Annotated in this window: 16 protein-coding genes and 1 tRNA gene; 10 read left to right on the top strand and 7 right to left on the bottom strand. The window is 58.7% G+C overall.

Annotated elements, in window-relative coordinates; all coding sequences use genetic code 11:
• Positions 1–439 precede the first annotated feature (439 nt).
• The 5 genes from SJQ66_RS26465 to SJQ66_RS26445 form a co-directional block, all read right to left on the bottom strand.
• Positions 440–2233, bottom strand: a complete 1794-nt coding sequence (locus SJQ66_RS26465; RefSeq protein WP_320534747.1) for a site-specific integrase — start codon at positions 2231–2233, stop codon at positions 440–442.
• A 150-nt stretch (positions 2234–2383) separates the two neighbouring features.
• A tRNA-Met gene (locus SJQ66_RS26460) sits at positions 2384–2460 on the bottom strand.
• 107 nt (positions 2461–2567) lie between these two features.
• Positions 2568–4190 carry an MFS transporter gene (locus SJQ66_RS26455; protein WP_162199085.1) on the bottom strand — a complete coding sequence of 541 codons (1623 nt, stop codon included), beginning with the start codon at positions 4188–4190 and terminating at the stop codon, positions 2568–2570.
• A 345-nt stretch (positions 4191–4535) separates the two neighbouring features.
• Entirely contained in the window at positions 4536–6365 is a 1830-nt protein-coding gene (locus SJQ66_RS26450; protein WP_320534746.1) for a sensor histidine kinase, read from the bottom strand.
• Positions 6365–7111 (bottom strand): response regulator, encoded by a 747-nt coding sequence (locus SJQ66_RS26445; protein WP_046153414.1) that lies wholly within the window; start codon positions 7109–7111, stop codon positions 6365–6367. Before SJQ66_RS26445 ends, SJQ66_RS26450 begins: the two co-directional genes overlap by 1 nt.
• Before the next feature lie 243 nt (positions 7112–7354).
• Here SJQ66_RS26445 and recA point away from each other — a divergent pair, with 243 nt between their 5' ends.
• From recA to SJQ66_RS26415, 6 genes are all read left to right on the top strand, one after another.
• On the top strand, positions 7355–8437 hold the full coding sequence (gene recA / locus SJQ66_RS26440; protein ID WP_024901684.1) for a recombinase RecA: 1083 nt from the start codon (positions 7355–7357) through the stop codon (positions 8435–8437).
• On the top strand, positions 8438–9070 hold the full coding sequence (recX, locus tag SJQ66_RS26435; RefSeq protein ID WP_407691526.1) for a recombination regulator RecX: 633 nt from the start codon (positions 8438–8440) through the stop codon (positions 9068–9070).
• Between the two features lie 742 nt (positions 9071–9812).
• Positions 9813–10976 carry an ADP-forming succinate--CoA ligase subunit beta gene (sucC, locus tag SJQ66_RS26430; RefSeq protein WP_024901682.1) on the top strand — a complete coding sequence of 388 codons (1164 nt, stop codon included), beginning with the start codon at positions 9813–9815 and terminating at the stop codon, positions 10974–10976.
• Positions 10977–11193: 217 nt separating this feature from the next.
• Complete coding sequence (gene sucD, locus SJQ66_RS26425) at positions 11194–12075, top strand: succinate--CoA ligase subunit alpha (protein WP_024901680.1); 882 nt, start codon at positions 11194–11196, stop codon at positions 12073–12075.
• Between the two features lie 224 nt (positions 12076–12299).
• Positions 12300–13007 (top strand): TerC family protein, encoded by a 708-nt coding sequence (locus SJQ66_RS26420; RefSeq protein WP_024901679.1) that lies wholly within the window; start codon positions 12300–12302, stop codon positions 13005–13007.
• Between the two features lie 214 nt (positions 13008–13221).
• A complete protein-coding gene (locus tag SJQ66_RS26415) occupies positions 13222–13815 on the top strand; it encodes a pilin (RefSeq protein WP_024901678.1) in 594 nt (197 codons plus the stop codon).
• Positions 13816–13858: 43 nt separating this feature from the next.
• Here SJQ66_RS26415 and SJQ66_RS26410 read toward each other — a convergent pair whose 3' ends face one another.
• Both SJQ66_RS26410 and SJQ66_RS26405 read right to left on the bottom strand, forming a co-directional pair.
• Positions 13859–17272 carry a hypothetical protein gene (locus SJQ66_RS26410; RefSeq protein ID WP_320534745.1) on the bottom strand — a complete coding sequence of 1138 codons (3414 nt, stop codon included), beginning with the start codon at positions 17270–17272 and terminating at the stop codon, positions 13859–13861.
• Between the two features lie 121 nt (positions 17273–17393).
• A complete protein-coding gene (locus SJQ66_RS26405; RefSeq protein ID WP_046153441.1) occupies positions 17394–18326 on the bottom strand; it encodes a LysR family transcriptional regulator in 933 nt (310 codons plus the stop codon).
• Between the two features lie 386 nt (positions 18327–18712).
• Between SJQ66_RS26405 and SJQ66_RS26400 the strand changes: the two genes are divergently transcribed.
• The 4 genes from SJQ66_RS26400 (at position 18713) to SJQ66_RS26385 (ending at position 22976) form a co-directional block, all read left to right on the top strand.
• Positions 18713–19486, top strand: a complete 774-nt coding sequence (locus tag SJQ66_RS26400) for a putative hydro-lyase (RefSeq protein WP_024901675.1) — start codon at positions 18713–18715, stop codon at positions 19484–19486.
• A gap of 67 nt (positions 19487–19553) precedes the next feature.
• Entirely contained in the window at positions 19554–20954 is a 1401-nt protein-coding gene (locus tag SJQ66_RS26395; RefSeq protein WP_024901674.1) for an MFS transporter, read from the top strand.
• Positions 20955–21276: 322 nt separating this feature from the next.
• Positions 21277–22041, top strand: a complete 765-nt coding sequence (locus tag SJQ66_RS26390; protein WP_024901673.1) for a DUF969 domain-containing protein — start codon at positions 21277–21279, stop codon at positions 22039–22041.
• The gene (locus SJQ66_RS26385; RefSeq protein ID WP_024901672.1) at positions 22038–22976 is read left to right on the top strand and encodes a DUF979 domain-containing protein; all 939 of its coding nucleotides are present in this window, start codon (positions 22038–22040) and stop codon (positions 22974–22976) included. Before SJQ66_RS26390 ends, SJQ66_RS26385 begins: the two co-directional genes overlap by 4 nt.
• Positions 22977–23459 lie beyond the last annotated feature (483 nt).

Below are 23459 nucleotides of genomic sequence, written 5' to 3'. Positions count from 1 at the left end.
TTATCTGGTGCTGGCGAAGGTTTTGCGAAAAAGATGCGCCTCTCTCTGCCACAATGTGCACGATGAGTTACTATTCAAAGGTACGCTTCGCGGACAGCCAACGTGTGTGGTCGGCATGAGCGACGCCATGGCAGTAGCGGCCGCAAGTTAGACAAGATGACCTTCGCGCCCTCTACAGCGGCCAGTCCATCAGCTTCATTGTCAAATCGCGGATGCAAGGTTCAAGTCATGCGTCGTGAACCTGGCTCCTGGCTGGGGATGGCGAGAATCGCCGCATGTCAGACATGGCCGGCAGCACGAATGGCGGCCATGGATCGATAGCCGACCTTTTTACCGGCGTTTCCCGCTTGCGGTCGCTACTGTCCGCTTTGCTGCCATCAACAGAGTCGGTGCCGCATGGCAGCGCCGGCCGAGAAAGCGCCGCCGTACTCGGTGTTTTTCAACTCTTCTCGAATTCGGCCCAAGTCGGGAAGCAGGTTGGCAACAAGTTAAGGTGTCTGAGCTTCTCCCAAGCTTCCAGAAGTGGTTCCTCGGGATACCATGTACTGCCGTAGGTTTTATCGCTGGCGTTCGAGTTGGCGTGACCAGTGAATTGGTTGGCAATTTCTCTCGCGACACCGCGTCGATTGAGTTCGTCTTGAAAGAAATGTCGGAAACTGTATGTTTTCTTCTTTTCATCCGTAATCTTGACGATTCTTTCCTTATAGATGCCGAGGTATTTTAAGGTTAATGCCGACCGACCTTCCTCTGCACTTGCCTTATTAGAAAGCTTCTCTCCGACGCACGGGAGCAGCCATTGGCCACGAGGTACTGACGCCAGATAGTCTTCAAAACCAAGTTTCGAAAACTCATCGGGGATCGGTAACTGCCGATATGATGCGTCGGTTTTCGGCTTTCGTTTCGGTCCATTTGGACTTAGCTTTTCAGAGTAAATGCGTATCCAATAGCGGCCAGCAATCTGTTCAATATCGTCCCGCATTAGCGTTGCCAGTTCCTCTGGCCGCATGCCGAAGGCAAATAAGAAAAGCGGGAACCAATAACTGACGGCTGGTCGGAGGTCTGCGCTATTGCGTAGGGCGCGTATGTGGCTGAAGTAACTGCGAACCTCAGCTTCCGTAAATGGCAAAATTTTGGTTTTCGATCGAGCACTGGCCTGCGCCGCCGTTCCGGCTAATTTAAGTATGCTGATATCGATGTTGTAAGCTGGATTCACGGCGATGTTGTCTCGCTGAACTGCAAGTCCAAACACTGCTGAGACGACTTGCTTGCGCTTCTTGAGCGTTGCTCGTGTAATGGCTTTCGCTTTCGCGCAATGCTCGAGCCACGCGATTACTCGACCCCTCCCGTCTACGTGAGAGAAAGTAAGTTCAGTGGCACGAGCCCCACCGCCGATAAAGTCGGTGAAATCTTCGAACACTTTGGCAAATTCTTTGACGGATTTTTGCTTTTTTTCGCCAGTCGATGCCCAGTCGTCAAACATCTCCTGCAAAGACATCTGGCCGCCGTCTTTGCTAGGTAAGGGCAGTGGTACACCGGGAGATACCGGATATTCGGCTTGTTCGCGAAGGTGTGCTTGTTCCGCTTGTGCGGTGAGGCGGGAGCCGGAGGTCCGCGGGGTAAACACGTCGCCGTTGAGTCTTCCTATGGCCTCATCCAATGCTTTTACTTCCTCGACGAGTACTCGCATTTGGAACGAACGCCGGTCCGGGCATTCGTCGTGAAGCCGGATCCGCGATATGTTTTGGAGATGTTCGTCAAGCTCCTCGATCCACTCGGCCGGAGGTTTCCCGGTTCGATAGCTTTTCTTCAACAGATCACGTCGGGCACACAAGGTACGCTTGGCACTTTCAGCTGCGTCATCTGACTCATAATCATCGCCCGTGCTCTCGAAATCGTCGACGGCCTCGTCACACCAGTTGATTGCAAACCAATCTAACTCTTCCCAGTCGTCGCTAGAGAGGTGTGTTAGCACCCGAACGGGTGCTCTGGGTGCGATGTAGGCCTCATACGCTTTGGCCTCCGCCTCCCACGCGTCGCGCAGTTGTGTCCATTCGCTGAGGCATTCAGCGTAATGGGAGTCAACTTTTTTCCTGTCGAGCCCCAATGACCTCTTGTAGACCGTTCTTCCATTTGCGAATGGACGAAGAGATTTTGGTACAACTGCTCGAAAGTAGGGTGCAGCGCTTCCTGCTACAAAAATAATGTACGGTCGCTTAGCCAAGATGTCGTCCATGCAAGCGGGTCCCTGAGCCCTTTTTGTCCTAGTGTTTTGTACCAGTTAGGGTTATCGGCCAAATCGCTAAGTTATTGAATTTAATTAACAATAATAGATTCAAGAACTTATGGACGAAAAAAAGCCCGCAGAAGCGGGCTTTTTTAATTTTGGTGGCGAATCAGGGATTCGAACCCCGGACCTGCGGATTATGATTCCGTCGCTCTAACCGGCTGAGCTAATTCGCCGAGAGACCGAATATTAGACAGTATCTTCCTGGTGGTCAAGCATTTTGTGCAAAAAGGAGACGATTGATACGTGTGGCGGCGCCAGTTTCGGCGCCGCCGCGTTCCCATTACTCAATCGCATCGATATCGCGGTCCTTGGTCTCTTTGACGAAGATCAGGCCGATAAAGAACGTCGCGACGGCGACGATGACCGGATACCACAGGCCCGCATAGATATTGCCGTTCGCCGCCACCACCGCGAACGAGGTGGCAGGCAGGAAGCCCCCCAACCAGCCGTTACCGATGTGATAAGGCAACGACATCGACGTATAGCGGATCCGGGTCGGGAACATTTCCACCAGCATGGCTGCAATCGGTCCGTACACCATGGCAACGTAGATCACCATGATCGCCAGGATGATGACGGTCATCGGTTTGTTGATCTGCGCGGAATCCGCCTTTGCCGGATAGCCGTCCCCTCGTAACGTAGCGCTTAGTTTCGCTTCGAAGGCGGCGTTCGCAGCCTTCGCGTCGCCGGTGCGTGCGTCAAACGACGGAATCACTTGATCGCCCACCTTGATCGATGCGATCGTGCCTGGCGCCGCAGCGGCATTCTCGTAGTTCAAGCCCGCCCGCGACAGATAGCTTTTTGCAATATCGCACGACGTCGTGAACTTCGAGGTACCCACCGGATTGAACTGGAACGAGCATTCGGCCGGGTCCGCGCTGACGACAATCGGCGCGCGCGATTGCGCCGCTTCCAGGGCCGGGTTAGCGTAATGCGTCAGGGCCTTGAACATCGGGAAGTACGTCAGCGCGGCAATCGCGCAGCCGGCCAGGATGATCGGCTTGCGACCGATCCGATCCGACAACGTGCCGAATATCACGAAGAACGGCGTGCCGATGATCAGCGCTACCGCCATCAGGATATTCGCGGTACTGCCGTCCACCTTTAGTGTCTGTGTGAGGAAGAACAGCGAATAAAACTGGCTCGTGTAGAACACCACGGCTTGTCCTGCCGCCAAGCCAAACAAGGCGATCAGCACGATCTTCAGGTTCTTCCATTGCCCGAACGACTCCGTCAGCGGCGCCTTGGACGTCTTGCCTTCCGCCTTCATTTTTTGGAACGTCGGCGATTCGCTCAACTGCAGACGAATCCAGACCGAGATGGCCAGCAGGACGATGGACAGCAGGAACGGCACACGCCAGCCCCATGCACCGAACGACTCTTCGCCCACCGCGGTACGAACGCCCAGGATCACCAGCAAGGACAGAATCAGACCTGCGGTGGCCGTGGTTTGAATCCACGACGTGTAGGCCCCGCGCTTGCCATGCGGGGCGTGCTCCGCTACATAGGTCGCCGCGCCGCCATACTCGCCACCGAGCGCCAACCCTTGCAACATCCGCATGACGATGAAAAAGACCGGCGCAGTCATGCCCAGCGTCGCGTAGCCGGGTAACAGGCCGACCAGGAACGTCGCGCCGCCCATGATCAGGATCGTGATCAGGAACGTGTACTTCCGTCCGACCAGATCGCCGAGCCGACCAAAGACGATGGCGCCAAACGGCCGCATCGCGAACCCCGCCGCAAAACTCAACAAAGTGAAAATAAACGCGGCGGTCGGATTGACGCCGGAGAAAAACGTCCTGCTGATGTAGAGGGCGAGCGAGCCCGCCAGGTAAAAGTCATACCATTCGAAAATGGTTCCCAGCGACGCTGCAAATATTACGCGGCGCTCCGCATGCGTCATTGCGTGGGGCGTTTGCGCGGGGCCCCCGGTTCCAATCGCTGCCATGCTTGTCTCCAGCTCGTTCAAATAATGTGGCGGTCCCAGCAGCACGCCGCCTGAGATCGTGCGGCATTATTGAAACGCTAACCTTACCTGGTGCTGACGCCAAACTGACGTGAAACTGACACGCGACGCCGTGTTTTGAATGGGGGGCGAAAAATAGCGGGCGATGGTCCGAAGCATTAGCGCGAAAGCCGCGTATTTACGATGTTTCAGTTGATTTGCGATCCTTACTAAAGACGAGTTGCCATAGGCTGATGGCGTGTCGCCAATATCACAGGCAAGGGTAAATCGGGAGGCGATGTGTCAGTAAAAGGTAGCGGCGTCCTGAGGCAGATCGGTGTCCTCTGTTGCAGAAGCGGTTCGGGGAAGCGTGACATGTATCAAGGTGCCGGCGCGATGCGGTACGGTCTGGTAGACATGGTCGCCGATGGTTAGCGTGCCGTCGTGCATCGCAACAATCTCTTGCACGATGGCCAGACCCAGGCCGCTGCCATCGCCATCTCGTCCCAGGATGCGGTAGAAGCGCTCGACGACATGCGGGCGTTCCGCTGCCGGAATGCCCGGACCATTGTCTTCGACCTCGATCAATATCGGATCCTGATCATGTAGGCGGACCGTGACGCGGCCCCCGGTTTGCGTATAGCGGACCGCGTTGTCGATCAGGTTCGCCACCATCTCGCGTAGTAAAAGCGGTTGCCCGACAATCGATACGCCGCTGCTTGGCCCCTCGTAGCCGAGGTCGATGCTTTTGTCGATTGCCGCTTGTGCCCAGTCGCGTACAACCTCTCGACAAAGCGTTGCCGCGTCCAGCGTGACGGCGGTGCGCAAGGGGGCCGCCTCCTCCGCGCGGGCAAGCGCCAAGAGTTGCGTCACCAATCGGGCAGCCTGGCGAGAGCTGGTCGCAATCTGCTCCAATGAACGACGCACATCCGGCGGCACCGGATGGCGCAACGCAATTTCGGCTTGCATGCGCAACCCCGCCAGCGGCGTTTTCATCTGATGTGCCGCCTGCGCGATGAAACGCTTCTGCGCGGTCGTGTTGGCGTCGAGCCTGCCCAGTAATTCATTGAATGAGGATAAAAGCGGCGCAAGTTCGGTTGGCGCGTCGCCGGGCATCAACGGCGATCGATCATCGGGATCGCGCTTCCTGATGCGAGTTTGCAACACGTGAAGCGGAGCCAAACCGCGCGTCAGGCCAAACCAGACCAGCAGGATCACGATTGGCAGAATGATCAACTGCGGCAGTATGACCCCTTTGATCACATCATTTGCCAGCGCGTTGCGCTTATTGAGCGTTTCAGCGACCTGGATCACCAGTATCCGTGTGCGAGCATGGGAGGCTACGCCAGCCACGTCGGGTGGGGCCACCAATCTCTCGGGCGTGCCGGTGGCGGCCGATGTGCGGGGCAAGGTAAGAACATCGTCCGCAGCCAGAGCCCGCGCGACCGCATGTCCCGACGGGGGGGGCGTAGCAGTAGCGGTATCGGGCGCGATGGCGCTCGTCCAGGCAAGCCGCATCGCGCGCCCACCCGCGACCACGTCTCGCATCCTTACAACACCGGGCATCGCACCAGTGCCGGTTGCATTCGCATCAACGAGTGCCTCATCGTCGGCATTGGCCATACCTTCCATGGAGCCACCTACCGGGCTACCTGCGGGGGCGGGGCGCGATAGTTGAGGGTCAGGTAATTGTGGTGAACCGGCAAGCACCCGGCCTTCGGTATCACGGACCTGGAATAGCACTGTGTCGTCGGGGTCGTCGAGCAACCAATCCGCGTCGATGGCGGGCAGTGGTGCCAACGCGACGGGGCCGGCCTGGTGTACTTGCCGCGCGAGTACCGCAAGCCGCCGTTCCAGCGCATGATCGAAAGGCGCGCCGGCAATGGATTTGGCGATCAACCAGGTGACGGCGATGCTCAGCGGCCAGAGCATCAAAAGTGGCGCCAGCATCCAGTCCAGGATTTCCGCAAGCAGGGAGCGCGCATTACGCGCAGCGGCGGGCGGGGTTGAGGGGAACGGGTCCTGCTCCGACGGAGCAGGCGCGTTGGTCCATGCCGGCGTCGGTGCGGTTTCCGCCGGGGTTGCCCCCTTATCCGCAGCATGGCGCATCGTCCCAGGTCCTTGGTAGGACATTAGCGGTATGCGTCGTTACGGGCAGGCGTGGCGGGCGTCGGTGCGGGCGACGACGATGCGGCGTCCGCTTGCGGCGGTCGATCCAGGCAGTAACCGATGCCGCGAACGGTGTTGATACGCACGCCACCCGGTTCGATTTTTTTGCGCAGCCTGTGCATATAGACTTCGATCGCATTCGTACTGACTTCATCACCCCATTCGCACAGGTGATCGACCAATTGCTCTTTCGATACCAATCGGCCGACGCGTTGCAGCAACACTTCAAGCAAGCCGATTTCACGTGCGGACAATTCGATCATGTTGCCGTTCAGCGTCGCGGTCCTTCCCACCTGGTCGAAAGCAAGGGGGCCGTGCCGCATGATGGCGGCACCGCCACCGGCACCGCGCCGGGTTAACGCGCGAATGCGTGCTTCCAGCTCGGATAAGGCAAAGGGCTTGGCCATATAGTCGTCCGCGCCCAGATCGAGCCCGCTCACGCGATCCTCGACGCTGTCCGCGGCGGTCAGGATCAAGACGGGCAAGGTGGCATTGGCACCTTGGCGGGCGCGCAAGCGGCGCAAGACCTCCTGCCCGGACAATTTTGGCAAGCCCAAATCCAGGATCAGCAGGTCGTAGGCTTGGAGTGCCAGGGCACGATCGACGTCACCGCCGTTATCGAAATGATCCACGGCATAGCCCGCCTGGCGGAGGGTCCGCGTCAGGCCATCGGCGAGTATGCTGTCATCCTCGGCTATTAGAATGCGCATCGGTCTCCTGGCGGCACGCGGTATTACGGATCAAGCGTACGAGACGGGCGCGGCGGACGGGTCGACACGCATTCATTGCGCTTTCGACTTGCCAGACGCACTGTTTTTTTATACAGTATCATTCATATCGACGCTTGCGGGCGGCGACACGTTGTACCCTCGCGGTTTTGCCCCGGTTTTATCCGGGCAGCGCGGATCGACGTGGCGTCGTCGCTGACGTCCCATCATAGCAAAGGACGATTCATGGAAGATAGCAAGAAAGGCTCGAACAGCATGACTGCCGATAAAAGCAAGGCGCTGGCCGCGGCGCTGGCCCAAATCGAAAAGCAGTTCGGCAAAGGGTCGATCATGCAGATGGGCGTGAACGATAAGCCTGCCGACATCCAGGTGGTGTCAACGGGTTCGCTCGGGCTCGATATCGCGTTGGGTGTCGGCGGTCTGCCGCGCGGCCGGGTGATCGAGATCTACGGGCCGGAATCGTCGGGTAAGACCACGTTGACGCTGCAAGTGGTTGCGGAAATGCAAAAGCTTGGTGGAACGTGCGCGTTCGTTGATGCGGAACATGCGCTGGATTCAATCTATGCGCAAAAGCTGGGCGTGCGCCTGGACGAATTGTTGATCTCGCAGCCGGACACCGGCGAACAGGCGCTGGAAATCACTGATTCGCTGGTGCGTTCCGGTGCGGTTGATCTGATTGTCATCGACTCGGTGGCCGCGTTGGTGCCGAAGGCTGAAATCGAAGGCGAAATGGGCGATTCGCTGCCGGGTCTGCAGGCACGGCTGATGTCCCAGGCGCTGCGTAAGCTGACGGGTACGATCCAGAAGACCAATTGCATGGTGATCTTCATCAACCAGATTCGGATGAAGATCGGCGTAATGTTCGGTAGCCCGGAAACAACCACGGGTGGTAACGCGTTGAAGTTCTATGCGTCGGTGCGCCTGGATATTCGTCGTATCGGCTCGATCAAGAAGAACGATGAAGTGATCGGCAACGAAACGCGGGTAAAGGTCGTCAAGAACAAAGTCTCGCCGCCGTTCCGTGAAGCGATTTTCGACATTTTGTACGGCGAAGGTACGTCGCGCGAAGGCGAAGTCATTGATCTGGGCGTCGCGAACAAGATCGTCGAGAAAGCCGGTGCGTGGTACAGCTATAACGGCGATCGCGTTGGACAGGGCAAGGACAATGCGCGAGAGTTCCTGCGCGAGAACCCGGCCATTGCTTTCGAAATCGAGAACCGCGTGCGTGAGAAGCTGGGCATCAAGTTATTGCCGGGTTCGGCGCCGGCTAAGACGGCCGCCAAGGCCGACGTGCTTGACGAAGAATAAATGCGCAGCGGGTTTTCACGTGGTCGGCGCACTGCCTCGACCACGACGTCTGGCGGATCGGAGCCATCGGGCATGTCGGCGGGAGAACCGCTCTCTGGCAACGTGCCCGATGGCTTTTCCGCATCCGATTTTGACGCTGCGGCGGACCCTTGCAAGTCGAAGCGGCCGCTGCGTAGTCTGAGGGGCCGCGCGCTGGAGTATTTGTCCCGTCGTGAGCACAGTCGCATCGAATTGACACGTAAGCTGGCGCCATTCGCGGCGGAAATGCAAGGGGACAACGAAGACGATCCGTTGCCCGTCCTCCTCGACGCACTGGAGCGAGAAGGATGGCTGTCCGACAGCCGATTCACCGAGAGCGTCGTGCATCGTAAGGCCGCCCGCTTTGGCACCTCAAGGATTGTAGGGGAGCTCAAGCAGCATGCCATCGCGCCGGATCAGTTGGCCAATGTCCGTGATGCATTGCGCGAAACGGAACCCGCCCGCGCCCGCGCCGTGTGGCAACGCAAATTTGGCACATTGCCGGATTCTCCGCAGGCTCGAGCAAAACAGGCCCGATTTCTCGCAGCTCGCGGCTTTTCGCTGGATGTTATTCGTTGCCTGCTCAATGCAGATGAAGATGATTTGTTGGAATAAGTTATTGTTGGTAATGCACTGATTTCGCCATCTGGTGACAAGCTTTCAGTGGTGTGACATCGCTACGACGAAATATCGCAAGCGCTTATTCCAGTTCGTTTTTTTGTACGGTGTTCACCTTACAGCGGCGCTTTGTCACATGTCACTGTTCTGGCCGGTGTGCAAAAATAGCGCGCTGATCTTATCGTGCGATCGCGGGTCCTGTGTTCTGGCCGGCCTTTGCTCGTCCGGACTCGGGATTGCCCTATGCTAGAATGCGGAATCTTTTGATCCCGTTTTCTGCCTACGCATGGTGCATTCCTGTACCGCTACGCGATGTCGTTCGACCCGAGGGACGGTTGCGGCCGTCCGGGTCGATCGCTGTCTGGCGATAACCGCTGCTGTGTTTTCAGTGCGTCGCGTTTCCAGTCCACATGGCCTGAACGCACCCATCAGCGTGCGACGGCGTCTTCGGGATCGACAGTCCGCGTCGATGATTTACCCGATTCATTCCGGGCAAGCGGCTCCTGGCGATCGCAATCGCGCGCCATCGTCCCCGGCGTCTGATCGCCAAGGATGGCATGTGCGCCGTAGTCCTTTATCGATTCGTTCCCTTTTTTCCGCCATCGTATCCGTTGCCGATTGGGCAATCGCGTTGAGCCGAGTTCACGTATTACACGTGAAACGGATCAGGGTCGCTATTCGCGCGACGGGTATCGGCGGACCGACTTTACATCCACTCTTAGACGGAAGGTAATCACGCATGAAGATCCACGAGTACCAGGGCAAGGACATTCTGCGCAAGTTCGGCGTCGCCGTGCCGCGCGGTGAGGCCGTGTTCAGCGTTGATGATGCAGTCAAGGCCGCCGAGAAGCTTGGTGGCCCGGTCTGGGTTGTCAAGGCTCAGATCCACGCCGGCGGACGCGGTAAGGGCGGTGGCGTCAAGGTGGCGAAGTCGTTGGATCAGGTGCGTGAGTACGCGGGCCAGATCCTCGGCATGCAACTGGTGACGCACCAGACCAGCGCGGAAGGCCAGAAAGTGCGCCGCCTGCTGATCGAAGAAGGCGCGGACATCAAGAAGGAACTGTATGTCAGCCTGATTGTTGATCGTGTGACGCAACGAGTTGTCTTCATGGCATCGTCGGAAGGCGGCATGGACATCGAAGAAGTCGCGGAAAAGACGCCCGACGCGATCCATAAGCTGGTTGTCGATCCAAAGACCGGTCTGACCGATGCCGACGCTGATGCATTGGCGACGAAAATCGGTGTACCGCAAGGTTCGTTGGCGCAATCGCGCGCGATCCTGCATGGCCTCTATAAAGGCTTCCTGGCGACAGATGCATCGCTGGCGGAAATCAATCCGTTGGTCATCACCGGTAGCGGCGACGTGATCGCCCTGGACGCGAAATTCAACTTCGACTCCAACGCGCTGTTCCGTCACCCGGAAATTGTTGCATATCGCGATCTGGACGAAGAAGATCCGGCCGAAATCGAAGCGTCGAAATTCGACCTCGCCTACATTTCGCTAGACGGCAACATCGGCTGCTTGGTCAATGGTGCGGGATTGGCGATGGCGACGATGGACACGATCAAGTTGTTCGGTGGCGAGCCAGCGAACTTCCTCGATGTCGGCGGCGGGGCAACGACCGAGAAGGTGACGGAAGCCTTCAAGATCATGCTGAAGAACCCGAGCCTGAAGGCCATTCTCGTCAACATCTTCGGTGGCATCATGCGATGCGACGTCATCGCCGAAGGCGTGATCACGGCGTCGAAGGCGGTGTCGCTGAAGGTGCCGCTGGTCGTCCGGATGAAGGGCACGAACGAGCAGCTCGGCAAGCAATTGCTGGCCGATTCGGGGTTGCCGATCATCTCGGCAGACAGCATGGAAGAGGCCGCGCAGAAAGTGGTCGAGGCAGCCAAGGGCTAATCAACGACGCGACCGACCAAGGTGGAACGCATCGCGTGTTTCACCGCGCAGGCCGACGTGCCGCGCGGGATGGTCATGCGGCGTGCGGACGCGGCGACAGGTTGAGCGACATATCGCGTACGCCTGCCATGCCGATGCCCTCGCCAATGCGATGTACCGGAAAACACCGCGTCGTTCCAGCCGATGGCTCGCACGAACAAACAGACAGAGGTCTTAGATGTCGATTCTGATCAACAAAGATACGAAGGTCATCACGCAAGGGATCACCGGCAAGACCGGCCAGTTCCACACGCGTACCTGCCGCGACTACGCCAACGGCCGCGCGGCCTATGTGGCGGGCGTCAATCCAAAGAAGGCCGGCGAGGACTTCGAGGGTATCCCGATTTACGGCAGCGTCGCGGAAGCGGCAAAGCAGACGGGTGCGACCGTCTCGGTGATTTACGTACCCCCCGCAGGTGCGGCCGCTGCGATTTGGGAGGCGGTGGAAGCCGACCTTGACTTGGCAATCTGTATCACGGAGGGCATCCCGGTACTCGACATGATGGAATTGCGCAACCGCATGAAGCGGGAAAACCGCAAGACGCTCTTGCTCGGACCGAACTGCCCGGGCGTCATCACGCCGGACGAACTGAAGATCGGCATCATGCCGGGGCATATTCACATGAAAGGCCGCATCGGCGTGGTGTCCCGCTCGGGCACGTTGACCTATGAGGCCGTCGGGCAATTGACGGCCCTGGGCCTCGGCCAGTCGTCGGCGGTGGGTATTGGCGGTGACCCGATCAATGGCCTGAAGCACATCGATGTGATGAAGCGATTCCAGGACGACCCGGAAACCGATGCCGTGATCATGATCGGCGAGATCGGCGGTCCGGATGAAGCGGAAGCGGCTTACTGGATCAAGGAAAACATGACGAAGCCGGTTGTAGGCTTTATCGCTGGGGTTACGGCGCCTCCCGGAAAGCGGATGGGGCACGCTGGCGCGCTGATCTCCGGTGGTGCGGACACGGCCGAAGCGAAGCTCGAGATCATGGATGCATGCGGCATCAAGGTCACGAAGAATCCGTCGGAAATGGGACGCCTGCTGAAGTCCGTTCTCTAAGCCTGACACGACAGGCGATGTCGTCACACGTTGTGACGCACCGACATTCTCCGATCTGACGCCTTGACGGCGTGGGCTGACCACGCGGGACATTTGCTGCTAAGATGCTGCAATGGTTCCGTAAGGTTCGCGTATAAAAAGCGCTCCTTCGGGAGCGTTTTTTTTATGTTCGATCGCCGCGCATGCGTCGCCGGCTTCGGGCTCAGACGATCGAGGTGCGGTAAGTGGAATGGATTGCGGACATTCACTGGGGAGCGGTTCTTCAGATCGTTATCATCGACATCCTGCTGGGTGGGGATAATGCGGTTGTCATCGCGCTGGCGTGCCGTAATCTGCCGGCACAACAGCGTGCACGCGGCATCTTTTTTGGGACGGCAGGCGCGATCATATTGCGTCTGGTGCTGGTCTCGTTCGCGGTATTCCTGCTGGAGATTCCGTTCCTCAAGCTCGCTGGCGGCCTGTTGCTGTTCTGGATTGGCGCGAAGCTGATGCTGCCCGAAGAAGGGGCGCACAAGGACGTCACTGCGGCAAATCAGTTGTGGGGCGCTGTGAAGACGATCATCATCGCGGACTTCGTGATGAGTCTTGATAACGTCATCGCGATTGCCGGCGCAGCGCAAATGGCGGACGCCTCCCATCAAATCTGGCTCGTTGCATTCGGCCTGATCTTGAGTATTCCGATTATCGTCTGGGGAAGTACGCTGGTCCTGAAATTGATCGACCGGTTTCCCATCGTGATTACCGCCGGTGCGGCGTTGCTAGGCTGGATTGGTGGTGGCCTGATCGTCACCGATCCCGTCACGGATGACTGGACATCGCTTGATACCCCCTGGGCGATGTATGGCGCGCATCTCGCCGGCGCCATTCTGGTGGTAGTAGCCGGATGGTTGTGGAAACGCCGCATGGTATCGCGCCGCGCGGCACACGAATGAACGCGTGGCCCCTACGATGTGCATGGACGCCGGTCGCGCCGCGCGTTGTTGGTTAGCACGAACATAGGGTGGGGGCACCGCTTTCTTTTACGTGCCTCCCTGCCAGCAGCGTCAGGCATACGCCGTTGGGCCGACTCGTTATCTTGCTGCATTTTCCGTACGCTGCATAAAGCGCTGGTCGACATAACCAACGCGTTACCGGCGGGAAGATGTGATGCTCGATACACCCTATTTGCGCAAACGCCAACGTCACACGGTTCTTTTGACGGTTTTCGGCTTTTCTTTGATCGAATTGATGATCGTGCTGGCGATCATCGCCGTTACGGCGGCGTATGCAGTGCCAGCGTATCAGGACTATGTCGCACGTGGTCGCGTTGGGGAAGGATTGTCGCTGGCCGCACCTATTCGCCTGGCGGTCGCCGAAAATGCCGCGTTTGGATTGCCATTCGACAGTGGGCATCAAAAGACTGCTGCCAGTGCAAATGTGGCAAGTATCGATGTCGCGCCGACGAGCGGCGAAATCACGATACGTTATACCGCACGCGTCGCGAGCGAGGATGCAAACGCGCTGGTGCTGATGCCTTCGGTCAATAGCATTACTGGTGCACGCGTCGCGTTGCGCGCGGGTGTACCGGCCGATGGCACCTTGGTCTGGGAGTGTTTCGCCGCCGGAAAAACGGCGGGGCGCCACGGCGCGGCGAGTACGGACGCCGATATGTCTGGCGAGGCAGGCAACGCCCCGGCGGGGCCCGCTCCCCTTGTGCCGGCGACGTTACCCGCGCGCCTGGCGATGGCGGCCTGCCGGTAAGGCAGCGGCGGCACGCCGGGGCGTGCGAGAAGTGCGGCGTGGCTTATATCGCGCCGCGTGGATCACCTGGTGTGGCGTCCGCCCGGTAGGCGTTCAATTGCCGTGCCGTACTGGTCTCGCTGATATCGGTCACTTCCGCCATGTAGGAGAGATCGAAGATGGTCTGGTTCGAATTCGACTCAATCGTATAAAGAAACCGTGGACCTAGCGATCCTGGATCGTGGATCACCGCCTGGATTCCAGCGTTGGCGGATGCCACCCGTTGTTGCCGGGAAACCGCATTGCCTGGCGCATGTTCGGCCATTGTTCGCATGGCCAGCAGGAGATCCAGGCGCTGGCGCGCCGGTGACTGCATGATGACGCGTTCCGCCATCAAGACCTTGCCAGTCTCGGCATTGTCCGCCATGCGGGCCAGCGCGCGGTCAAGGTCGTTACTTGCCTGCGATCCGTGCGAATCGGTCCAGTTCATCCAGGCATCACGGCGACTCGCCATGCTGCTCATGAAGTCGGACGGTTTGGCGAATTCCGTGTCGACGATCGTCGTTGGTGCGATCTTGCCGTTTTCCTGGGCAAATCGCACGGTGCTGCTCGTGGATCGCGGGACGATGACCGCCTGGGTGCTACCGAAGTTAAGCGCCGGAAAAATGAACGAGCCTACCGCGGGAATCGAGGACCCAGCTCCGGCGCTGGTCGTCACGCTGACATTGGCGCTTCGGTTTACTGTCTGCGTCGACAGCACACCGGCATGGTCTTTCGTTCGACGATCGACATATGACTGCACCGTCGTCGTCGCGTTCATCGCCAAGCCGCCGCGAGCGGCGCTCCGCGCTTTCTCGGCCTTGCCACGTAAAGCCGCGCTGGGCGTAATCGCATGGCCTATCGTGGTGGTACGCGTCGACATGGGGCCGAACGACAAATAGGGATCCGCGTGGTGGGCGTTGGCCAGTCGTTGCAGGAGGGCCGTACTATCGGTGGGGCGGGATACCGTGCCTTGATCCGCGCTGACGCCGTACATGGCGTCGAAGGCGCTTAACAGCGTGCGCGACCATAACGTAGGGTCCGTACCGTGTAGCCGGGTCCGCAGCGCCGCACCCTTGCCGGTTGTGTGGTCACCGATTGCCGGGACCAGTGACAGTCCGAGCGTCGGACTGAAGTTGCCTAGCCGCCAGGTCGCGATTGATCCTATTCCCAAGGTTCCCCCCATGCCCCGGGCCGATGTGACTTCGAACGCGCCAGCCAGCGCATTCGATCCGCTATTGACCGCCGCACTGCGCGTATGCACGGCCCGGACGATGGGTCCCAGTGCGACCACCGGTGGACCTTTCGGCAACCCTTTCGTCGTATAGGGATTGAAGTTGATGCCGCGTTGTTTGGTATCGGTAAAGCGAATCGGATAGGTCATGCGCGCCCCCGCGATCTTGTTGCGCAGCATCAGGATGCGATCGTCCCCGGTGTGCATCGTCATGTCGCCATCGCCACGGTTGACCATCCGATTCATGGTGCCGATTTCTTGCTGCATTGCGTCTACCATTCCCGCATCGTTCGCCCAGCGACGGAATGTGCCGGCAGACATCGTGCTGTCGTCCTTGTGGGTGGCAAACGCGGGATGTGTCTTGAGCGTTTCGACAGGCATTCCTAGCGCATCAGCCGCACGCTCGGCAATTCGATCCATCGCACCGTGGCGTAGCGGCAAGGCGTCGGTCAGCGGTCGCATCGGCATGACGTCGCGCCAGCCGTGCTGGCCGATCTGCTCATCCCATTCGGCCAGCGTGGCAGCCCGGAGTACCGTCCTTACCGTGTTGGGCGATGGGTTCGAACTGACAGGGGTGTTTTCCACGTCCAGGCGATATTTGTCGATCAACATCCCGATACCGGCATGGATATGCGCGAAATCCTCTTCTGGCTCGCGCAGCATTTGGCCCGCGGTACCGCGATTCAGCGCATGAAGCGGATTCTTGTGTCGTCCGAGCACGAAATCCAGCACGGACTTGAACGACGACTGCATGGGCGCGGCGGCGCGATCGGCATATTCGAGCACTTTGAAAAGGCGTTCGCCCACTTCGTGCAATTGACTTTCGTCAAAGACGTGATTACGCGCGGCCAGGAACGGTAGCTGAAGGTCTGGATGCCGCGCGAGATTGAACGAAGGATCGTGTTTTATCTGGTAGGCGGCGAGCAGACCTTTCGTGGCAATGGGATCACGGGCGAGCCGACTGTTCAGCAAGGCATCACAGAGGCGTCTGCTTTCGCTGTTTTCAAGCAGGCTGGCCCGGTCGTCGTGACGTTGCGGCGCGAGAAAATGTTCTGGAATATCCCCGGGTAATTGGCTTGCATGAAACGACTGATGGAGCGTGTTACAAACCAACGCCATTTCGTGCAGTGAGGCCGGCCGTTGCACGTCTGCAGGCCATTTTTCCAGCAACCGATGTGCCGCTTCATAAGCCGCGGTTTCCGCCTGGACCTGGAGTTCTTCGTGTGCCGGTGAAGTGGGTGGCACCGATGCGTCCGTCACGGTGTGTTTGCCTTTGATTTGGGATGCTGCAGGCGTGCAGAGGCGGCCCTCGTGCAAGACGTCCAGACCCAGACCGGACGCGGCCAGCAAGCGCTCCGTCGTAAAAAGGTCGTCCTTGGTCCGCGGCTCCAACCGGGGCCGTCGCGGATCCTGCACGGCGGCGCTGCTTGCGGCTGAATGACCGCGTGAGTGCCCGTCGTCGCCACGATCAAAAGCGTTCAGGACGCGCAATGCCCGTTCCGCGTCGCCTTGACAGGCCACCGAGAGCGATGCGCCCAGCAAGGCGCGCATCGGCAGCAGGCGTTCCGCGGCCGGGATCGCGTCTCCCGCGGCGCTTGACCCGGCCACCGCCGCAGCCTGGCCGTGTCGAGGCATTGGCGGGAACAGGGCGTCAATAAGTTGCCGATTGGGCGACGTCGTTTGCGATGCATCGACGTTGCCGAACCACCCGGACAGTTCAATTCGCACGGACTCACGGTCTGACAAATAGTGCTGCCCGCGCGCGATTTCGGCATCCGAGACAAAGTGACTTTTGACGTCGAACGGCTTCGCCATCGCAGCGTCCCGATGGAAGCTTGAAAGCGTATCGATGACTGCGTTGGCTTTTAGCGGGGGTGTGGCCACCGCGTCGGAGGTTGGTCCGTGCGCCGTGGTGACGTTATTGTCGAGTGCACCCGCCACCACGCCAAGCGTTCGACGGTCTGCGCGCGGCTGTAATTGCTGCAAGAGCACGTTCGCCTTTTTACGAGGTACGGATCCGGGTAGCGGTGGGATCGATACGCTTGACGTTGTATTGCCGTTACCCCTTTCGTTCTGGGTTCCCGAGGCGCCGCGTGCGTGAGGGTTATTGCTGTGCGTCCGCGAGTGCGATGGAACGGCGTCATCCGGATGATTCGACGCATATGTGGTCATCGCAACATCGGTCGCGTCAACTTTTGGTGGCATCGTGGTTCTCCAATCGGCGGCGGACCCATCCCGCCTTTGAGCGCCGATTGTCACTGGCCAGATCACGATGCGCGCCGGTGATACGAAGCACGGTGCGAAGGCGCGAAGCGCCCCATTACTGCTACAGCATTTCGATAAAGTCCTTGCGCCAATTTCGCGTGTAGCTGGAGCAGGCGAGCCGCGCTGCGTGCGCCGCGGCGGATACGGTGGGCGACGCTTCCACGGACCGGCACAACGAGACGACGATAGGCGGCAGCGTTGGCTTTAGCGGTAATTCGACAAACTCGCCGCTTTCCAGTTCCTCGGCCACGAACAGCCGAGGAATACCGGCGACGCCATAGCCATCACGTAACATTTGCACAATCGCAGCCACCGACGGTGAACAGGTCACACGGAGTTGATCGAGCGGAAAATGGTGTTCACGGGCGAGCGCCTGCACGATGCTGTCGAGCGCCACTTGTGGCGCAGTGCCGCGACCGAATGTCAAGATCGGCCGCTTTAATACGCGGCTCGCCAGGTCCTTCGCACGGGGCGATATCACGCCGCGCCTTGCAATCCAGCGCACCGGGTAGCTGGCCAGTGCGGTGGATACGATCCGGGTGCTGTCGATGCCTTCCACACGCAGCAGCAAGTCGAGCTCACCCGCAAGCAGACGACGCTGCAATACCGCGCTCGCATCCACGGTGAGGTCGATATCGATATCGGGGTGATGATTATTCAGGTATGCGATGTAATTGGAAAGCCAACTGTGCACGACGGTTTCAATCACGCCCAGCCGCAACCGACCACCGACGACGACTTCCTGGCCTGCCGCCATCCGTAGGGCGCGCGCTGCATCCACGACCGCACGGGCCGGCCCCAGCAGTGCCTGCCCGGCCGCCGTCAAGCGGAATACCGCCTGATCCCGATCAACCAGCACCGTTTTTAATTCGTTTTCCAGTGACTTGATCCGCAGCGACACCGCGGCGGGGGTGGCGTGCAATACCCGAGCCGTTGCGCGGAAGCTTCCGAGTTCCGACAACGTAACAAAAGTTTCCAGAAAACGCGTGTTCATGGCATTGATCCGGGCATCGCTTGGGGGATATTTTTCATTATCGTCAAATACGAGAAAGAAGTCTGACGACATAGGCATATAGCTGAAAAACCGCTACACAGCGAATTTTTTGATATTCCTGTTAAGAAAAACTTAACGGTACCGAGTGAAATAACTTGCTGGTCAACGCATTTTGACATTCTTACGCTGAAAGGAAATGCCGGGGATAAGTCGATCGATCCATGACGTTGTAACGGCCTTGGAAGCAGGGTAGTCGCATCGTCGTCAGCACCCAGTATCGACTTGCCCCGAACATCGCGAGTGCATCTTAAAAATATATTGCCATGTCACATGACCTTGATAAAGCGAGCACCGCTTCCACCGACAGGCGCTTGCGCGCGACCGCCATGTCGCCTCATGCGTTTCGTCAGCAAGTGCGGGACAAGCGGTTCCTTGCCCCTACCGCAGGCTATTGCGGGCCTTATGCACAAGCCAATCTCGCGATCATTCCAAGCGCTTTCGCCAGCGATTTCCTGCGGTTCTGCGTTCGCAATCCGAAACCCTGCCCGCTGCTGGGCGTTGGGGAACCCGGTCAGTGGGCTATTCCTGGGCTTGGCGAGGGCATCGACATTCGCCGCGATGTGCCGGGATTCAATGTGTATCGCGACGGTTTGCTGGTCGAGCAGCCGGATGATCTTACCGAGATATGGCGTGATGACCTCGTGGTGTTTGCATTGGGATGCTCGTTCTCGTTCGAGCAGATGCTGAGTGACGCCGGTATCGGCCTACGGCATGTAGACGAGGGCGTCAACGTGCCGATGTATCGCACCGCCATTCACAATCATCGAAGTGGACCGTTTGGGGGGCGCTTAGTCGTGTCGATGCGCCCAATGAGCGGCGCGGATGCCGTGCGCGCCGTGCAGATCACAAGTCGTTTCCCCGCGATTCACGGCGCGCCAGTTCATCTGGGCTGTCCCGAGGCGTTGGGTATCGCCAACCTCGATCAGCCTGACTATGGCGATGCCGTGACCATCCACCCTCATGAGGTCCCGGTGTTCTGGGCCTGCGGCGTAACGCCCCAATCCGCGATCGAGAGTGCCCGCCTGCCGTTTGCCATCGCACATCGTCCGGGGCACATGTTGATCACCGATATCCCCAATGCATCGTTGGCGGCGTGTTGACGCCGTTGTCCGACCCCGTGACGTCTGGCCCCGTTAATCACGATTTAATTTGGACGGAGATCCTCACATGAAGACCCCGCAAGATCACGCTGCATCGCTGACGCCGTACGCGGCAACCGCTGTATCGCACCGACCATCGGATACGGCGCAGGGTTTTGGTAATCTCGGCTCCGCGGCGGCCGCGGCATCCTCTGCCTCCGCGCACGACAACAACGATCCCGGGGCTGGCGGTTTGTTCGGCTGGTACAAGGAAACCAGCCCCAGCGAACGTCGCGCGTTCTGGAGCTGCAAGGTGGGCTATGCGCTCGACGCGATGGATACGCAATTCCTGAGCTTCGTGATTCCAACCTTGATCGCGACGTTTGGCCTGACGCAGGCCGGGGCCGGGCTGATCGGCACGGTGACGTTGCTGACCTCCGCCCTAGGTGGATGGATCGCCGGTGTCCTGTCTGATCGCGTTGGCCGCGTGCGGACGTTGCAAATCACGATCCTGGTTTTTGCCGTCTTTACCGTGCTGTGCGCTTTCGCGCAAAACTTCACGCAATTACTGATTTTCCGGGGGTTGATGGGCCTGGGCTTTGGTGGAGAATGGACGGCGGGCGCGGTGCTGATTGGCGAGGTCATCCGGCCGAAGGATCGCGGTCGTGCCGTTGGATTGGTGCAGGCCGGCTGGGCGCTCGGCTGGGCGGTCTCCGCCGGCCTTTACGTGCTGGTGTTTTCGTTATTCGAAGCGCACCTGGCATGGCGCGTATTGTTCGCCGTGGGCGTGCTGCCGGTGCCTTTTGTGTTCTTCATCCGGCGCTTGGTCGACGAGCCTGAAGTACATCGCCGGCAGCGCGCCACCGTGCAAGCCTCGCATGACGCACCGAGGTTCTGGGACATTTTCGGCCGTGATATCTGGTGGACCACGCTGCGAACTTCCGTGTTGGCAACGGGCGTGCAGGGTGGCTATTACGCGATCACCACCTGGTTACCGACCTATCTGAAAAAAGAGCAGCATTTGAGCGTGGTCGGTACGGGAAGTTATCTGGCAGTCGTCATTGCCGGATCGTACTGTGGCTATCTCAGCGGCGCTTATATAAGCGACCGCTTCGGTCGGAAGCGGGCCTTTATCGGCTTCGCGGTGATGTCATTGCTGATCGCGCTGATCTACACGCGCATGCCGATGAGCAACACTGTTCTGCTGGTGCTCGGTTTTCCGCTCGGCTTTTTCGCATCGGGCATCTTTGCGGGGATGGGCGCATTCATGACCGAGTTGTATCCCACCCGAATTCGCGGATCAGGCCAAGGTTTTTGCTACAACGTGGGGCGGGCGGTAGGCGCATCGTTTCCTTTTCTGATTGGTTATGTGTCTCAGAAAATGGCATTGGGTGCCGCCATCGGGATGTTTGCGGCCTGTGCATACGGCATCGTCATATTGGCGGCATTGACCCTGCCGGAAACCCGAGGTCGGGCGTTGCAAGCATGACCATGTGACGCGGTGCCTGTGCTGAAACCACGCGTGATCGCATGATTACGGGGAGGGCGCATGTCGTAGGCATGCGTTGTTTTGCGCCGCGCGTGGTGAATGGCTTAGGTATATAAAGAAAATTAGTTGCCTTGGCGTGAAAAATGATAAAAATCACGGCTATATGCAACGTTTTGTTGTGTAAAGGGCGCTGATTGCGCATTCGGGTCTTCCCGGGTATAGGAATTATTTATGCCGCGTATTTAAATTTTTGGCTCGACGCCAGGGGTATGACACTCCGACAATCCAGCGATCATTCATTAACCGCGCCTGGAGTGCTCCAATGCAATCGGCAGTCAACCTTTATCCGCTGCTCGGCGTCGCGGTAATCGTGGTGGGGTTCCTGCTGCGATTCAACCCGATGCTCATTGTGATGGTGGCGGCCATCGTCACCGGCTTTACCGCGCATTTCTCGATCAACCAAATCTTGTTCGCGATTGGTTCGGGGGCGTTGAAGACGCGCGTGATTCCGTTGATCATCCTGTTGCCGCTGGCAGTGATTGGTCTGCTGGAAAGACACGGATTGCGGGAGCGCGCGCAAATCTGGATCGCCGGCATTCGTGCCGCTACGCCGGGGCGTTTGTTGATCGTGTATCTATTCGTGCGTCAGGTCACAGCGGCATTGGGCCTGACCGGTCTGGGCGGCCATCCGCAGATGGTGCGTCCATTGGTGGCGCCGATGGCCGAAGGCGCGGCGATTACGAAGTTCGGCGGTATTAGCGAGTCGGTGCGGAATCGCCTGAAGGCGTTTTCCGCCGCTACCGATAACGTGGGTCTGTTCTTCGGTGAGGACATCTTCGTGGCGTTTGGCGCGATTGTGCTGATGGTGACCTTCCTCGAGAAAGCCGGTATCAGCGTACAGCCGATTCATGTCGCCGTCTGGGGTATTCCAACCGCGATCGCGGCCTTCGTGATCCACGCGTTCCGCCTGTACCGGCTCGATCGCTGGCTGGCTGAGAACGCCATGAAGGAAGAGGGGGATAAGACGGACGCGAGTACGGTCGCAGATGTGCCGGCAAACGCCGCGGCACGGGGAGGCAAAGCATGATTTCGTTGAATTGGTTTTTCGATATCGTCGGTATCCTCCTGTTTGTGATTGGTGGCATCATCATCAGTGACAAGGCGCATCCGAAACGATGGTTGGCGGGCGGGTTCTGGATTCTGTATGGCATCGTCTTCGTCGCCGGTGATCATATGCCGGAGATCGCGGTCGGGGTCGTTGTAGTGGTCATGGCACTGATCGCAGGGTTCGGCGGCGTGGTGGGTCGCAAACCGAAGGTTCGCAGCGACGAAGCACGGCACCAGAGTGCGGTGACGCTGGGCAATAAGCTGTTCATCCCCGCGCTTGCGATTCCCGTTGTGACCGTGATTGGCACGCTATTGGCACCGCACTCTTTTGGCCTTATCGAGGCGAAGAGCGCGACGATGGTGTCATTCGGTATTGGCTGTATCATTTCGTTGATTATCGCGTGCGTGATGACCCGCGACTCGGTGGGGCAATCCGTGCAGGAAGCGCGTCGTCTCACCGATGCCTTGTCGTGGGCGGTGGTGTTGCCGCAAATGTTGGGGATGCTGGGTTTTGTTTTTAACGATGCCGGCGTGGGCAAGGCGGTGGCGCATTTGACAACCGCGTACATCGATATGGACTACCGGTTCGTGGCCGTTGCCGTGTACTGCATCGGCATGGCGTTATTCACGATCATCATGGGGAATGGCTTTGCAGCGTTCCCTGTCATGACCGGGGGCGTTGGCGTGCCGATCCTGGTCGGGGTATTCCATGGTAATCCAGCCCCGATGGTGGCAATCGGCATGATGTCCGGCTACTGTGGCACGCTGCTGACGCCGATGGCCGCGAACTACAATATCGTGCCTGCGGCATTGCTCGAATTGCCGGACAAGTACGGTGTGATTCGTGCGCAGGCGGCAACAGCGTTTCCGTTACTTATCGTCAATATTGTTTTGTTGAACATTCTTATGTTTTGATCCGAGAGCACCTTGGCTGGGGCTTATGGGTGCCAGAGATCGATCGACTGCCCGGTTGCGATTCCGTCGCCTCCGGGCAGTTTGCATTCATACGAGAGTGGTTACCGTACGCCATGGTTATGGATCGATAATCCCGGGATTTCCATAGGGCAATAAATCGAATCGCGGTCGATTATTGCAATAAAGAATACATTGCAGAATTGAATTTAAAAAAATTTAATTATTGAATTTCCATTTAGATTATTTGAAACATGTTGAATTAATTCATGTGCTAAATTTCGGTGCGGAATACGGTTCCGAATGAGGTTGCCAGCAATACACGATGCCCGGTTCGACCGCGTGTTTTCCATTCCGGCGCCTGTTATTCCTGGCTTCGGCGCATGGCTCGGGCCCGCCTGATGCGTTGTGCGGTTCACACACGTTGCCGCGTTTCAATCCCTTCGATGTTCACGGTGACTTGACGAGTCAGGCCTTCCTCCGTGT

The sequence above is a fragment of the Robbsia andropogonis genome (assembly GCF_034047095.1).
GTDB classification, from domain to species: Bacteria; Pseudomonadota; Gammaproteobacteria; order Burkholderiales; family Burkholderiaceae; genus Robbsia; species Robbsia andropogonis.
The sequence above is the reverse complement of the archived record's forward strand: the minus strand, read 5'-3'. Positions and strand labels throughout refer to the sequence as shown.

Coding starts and splice junctions, on each gene's coding strand:
- SJQ66_RS26445 (WP_046153414.1), bottom strand. CDS start 7,111: ATGCGCATTCTAATAGCCGAGGATGACAGCATACTCGCCGATGGCCTG.
- recA (WP_024901684.1), top strand. CDS start 7,355: ATGGAAGATAGCAAGAAAGGCTCGAACAGCATGACTGCCGATAAAAGC.
- sucD (WP_024901680.1), top strand. CDS start 11,194: ATGTCGATTCTGATCAACAAAGATACGAAGGTCATCACGCAAGGGATC.
- recX (WP_407691526.1), top strand. CDS start 8,438: ATGCGCAGCGGGTTTTCACGTGGTCGGCGCACTGCCTCGACCACGACG.
- SJQ66_RS26455 (WP_162199085.1), bottom strand. CDS start 4,190: ATGACGCATGCGGAGCGCCGCGTAATATTTGCAGCGTCGCTGGGAACC.
- SJQ66_RS26450 (WP_320534746.1), bottom strand. CDS start 6,365: ATGTCCTACCAAGGACCTGGGACGATGCGCCATGCTGCGGATAAGGGG.
- SJQ66_RS26415 (WP_024901678.1), top strand. CDS start 13,222: ATGCTCGATACACCCTATTTGCGCAAACGCCAACGTCACACGGTTCTT.
- SJQ66_RS26400 (WP_024901675.1), top strand. CDS start 18,713: ATGTCGCCTCATGCGTTTCGTCAGCAAGTGCGGGACAAGCGGTTCCTT.
- SJQ66_RS26465 (WP_320534747.1), bottom strand. CDS start 2,233: ATGGACGACATCTTGGCTAAGCGACCGTACATTATTTTTGTAGCAGGA.
- SJQ66_RS26410 (WP_320534745.1), bottom strand. CDS start 17,272: ATGCCACCAAAAGTTGACGCGACCGATGTTGCGATGACCACATATGCG.
- sucC (WP_024901682.1), top strand. CDS start 9,813: ATGAAGATCCACGAGTACCAGGGCAAGGACATTCTGCGCAAGTTCGGC.
- SJQ66_RS26395 (WP_024901674.1), top strand. CDS start 19,554: ATGAAGACCCCGCAAGATCACGCTGCATCGCTGACGCCGTACGCGGCA.
- SJQ66_RS26385 (WP_024901672.1), top strand. CDS start 22,038: ATGATTTCGTTGAATTGGTTTTTCGATATCGTCGGTATCCTCCTGTTT.
- SJQ66_RS26390 (WP_024901673.1), top strand. CDS start 21,277: ATGCAATCGGCAGTCAACCTTTATCCGCTGCTCGGCGTCGCGGTAATC.
- SJQ66_RS26405 (WP_046153441.1), bottom strand. CDS start 18,326: ATGAACACGCGTTTTCTGGAAACTTTTGTTACGTTGTCGGAACTCGGA.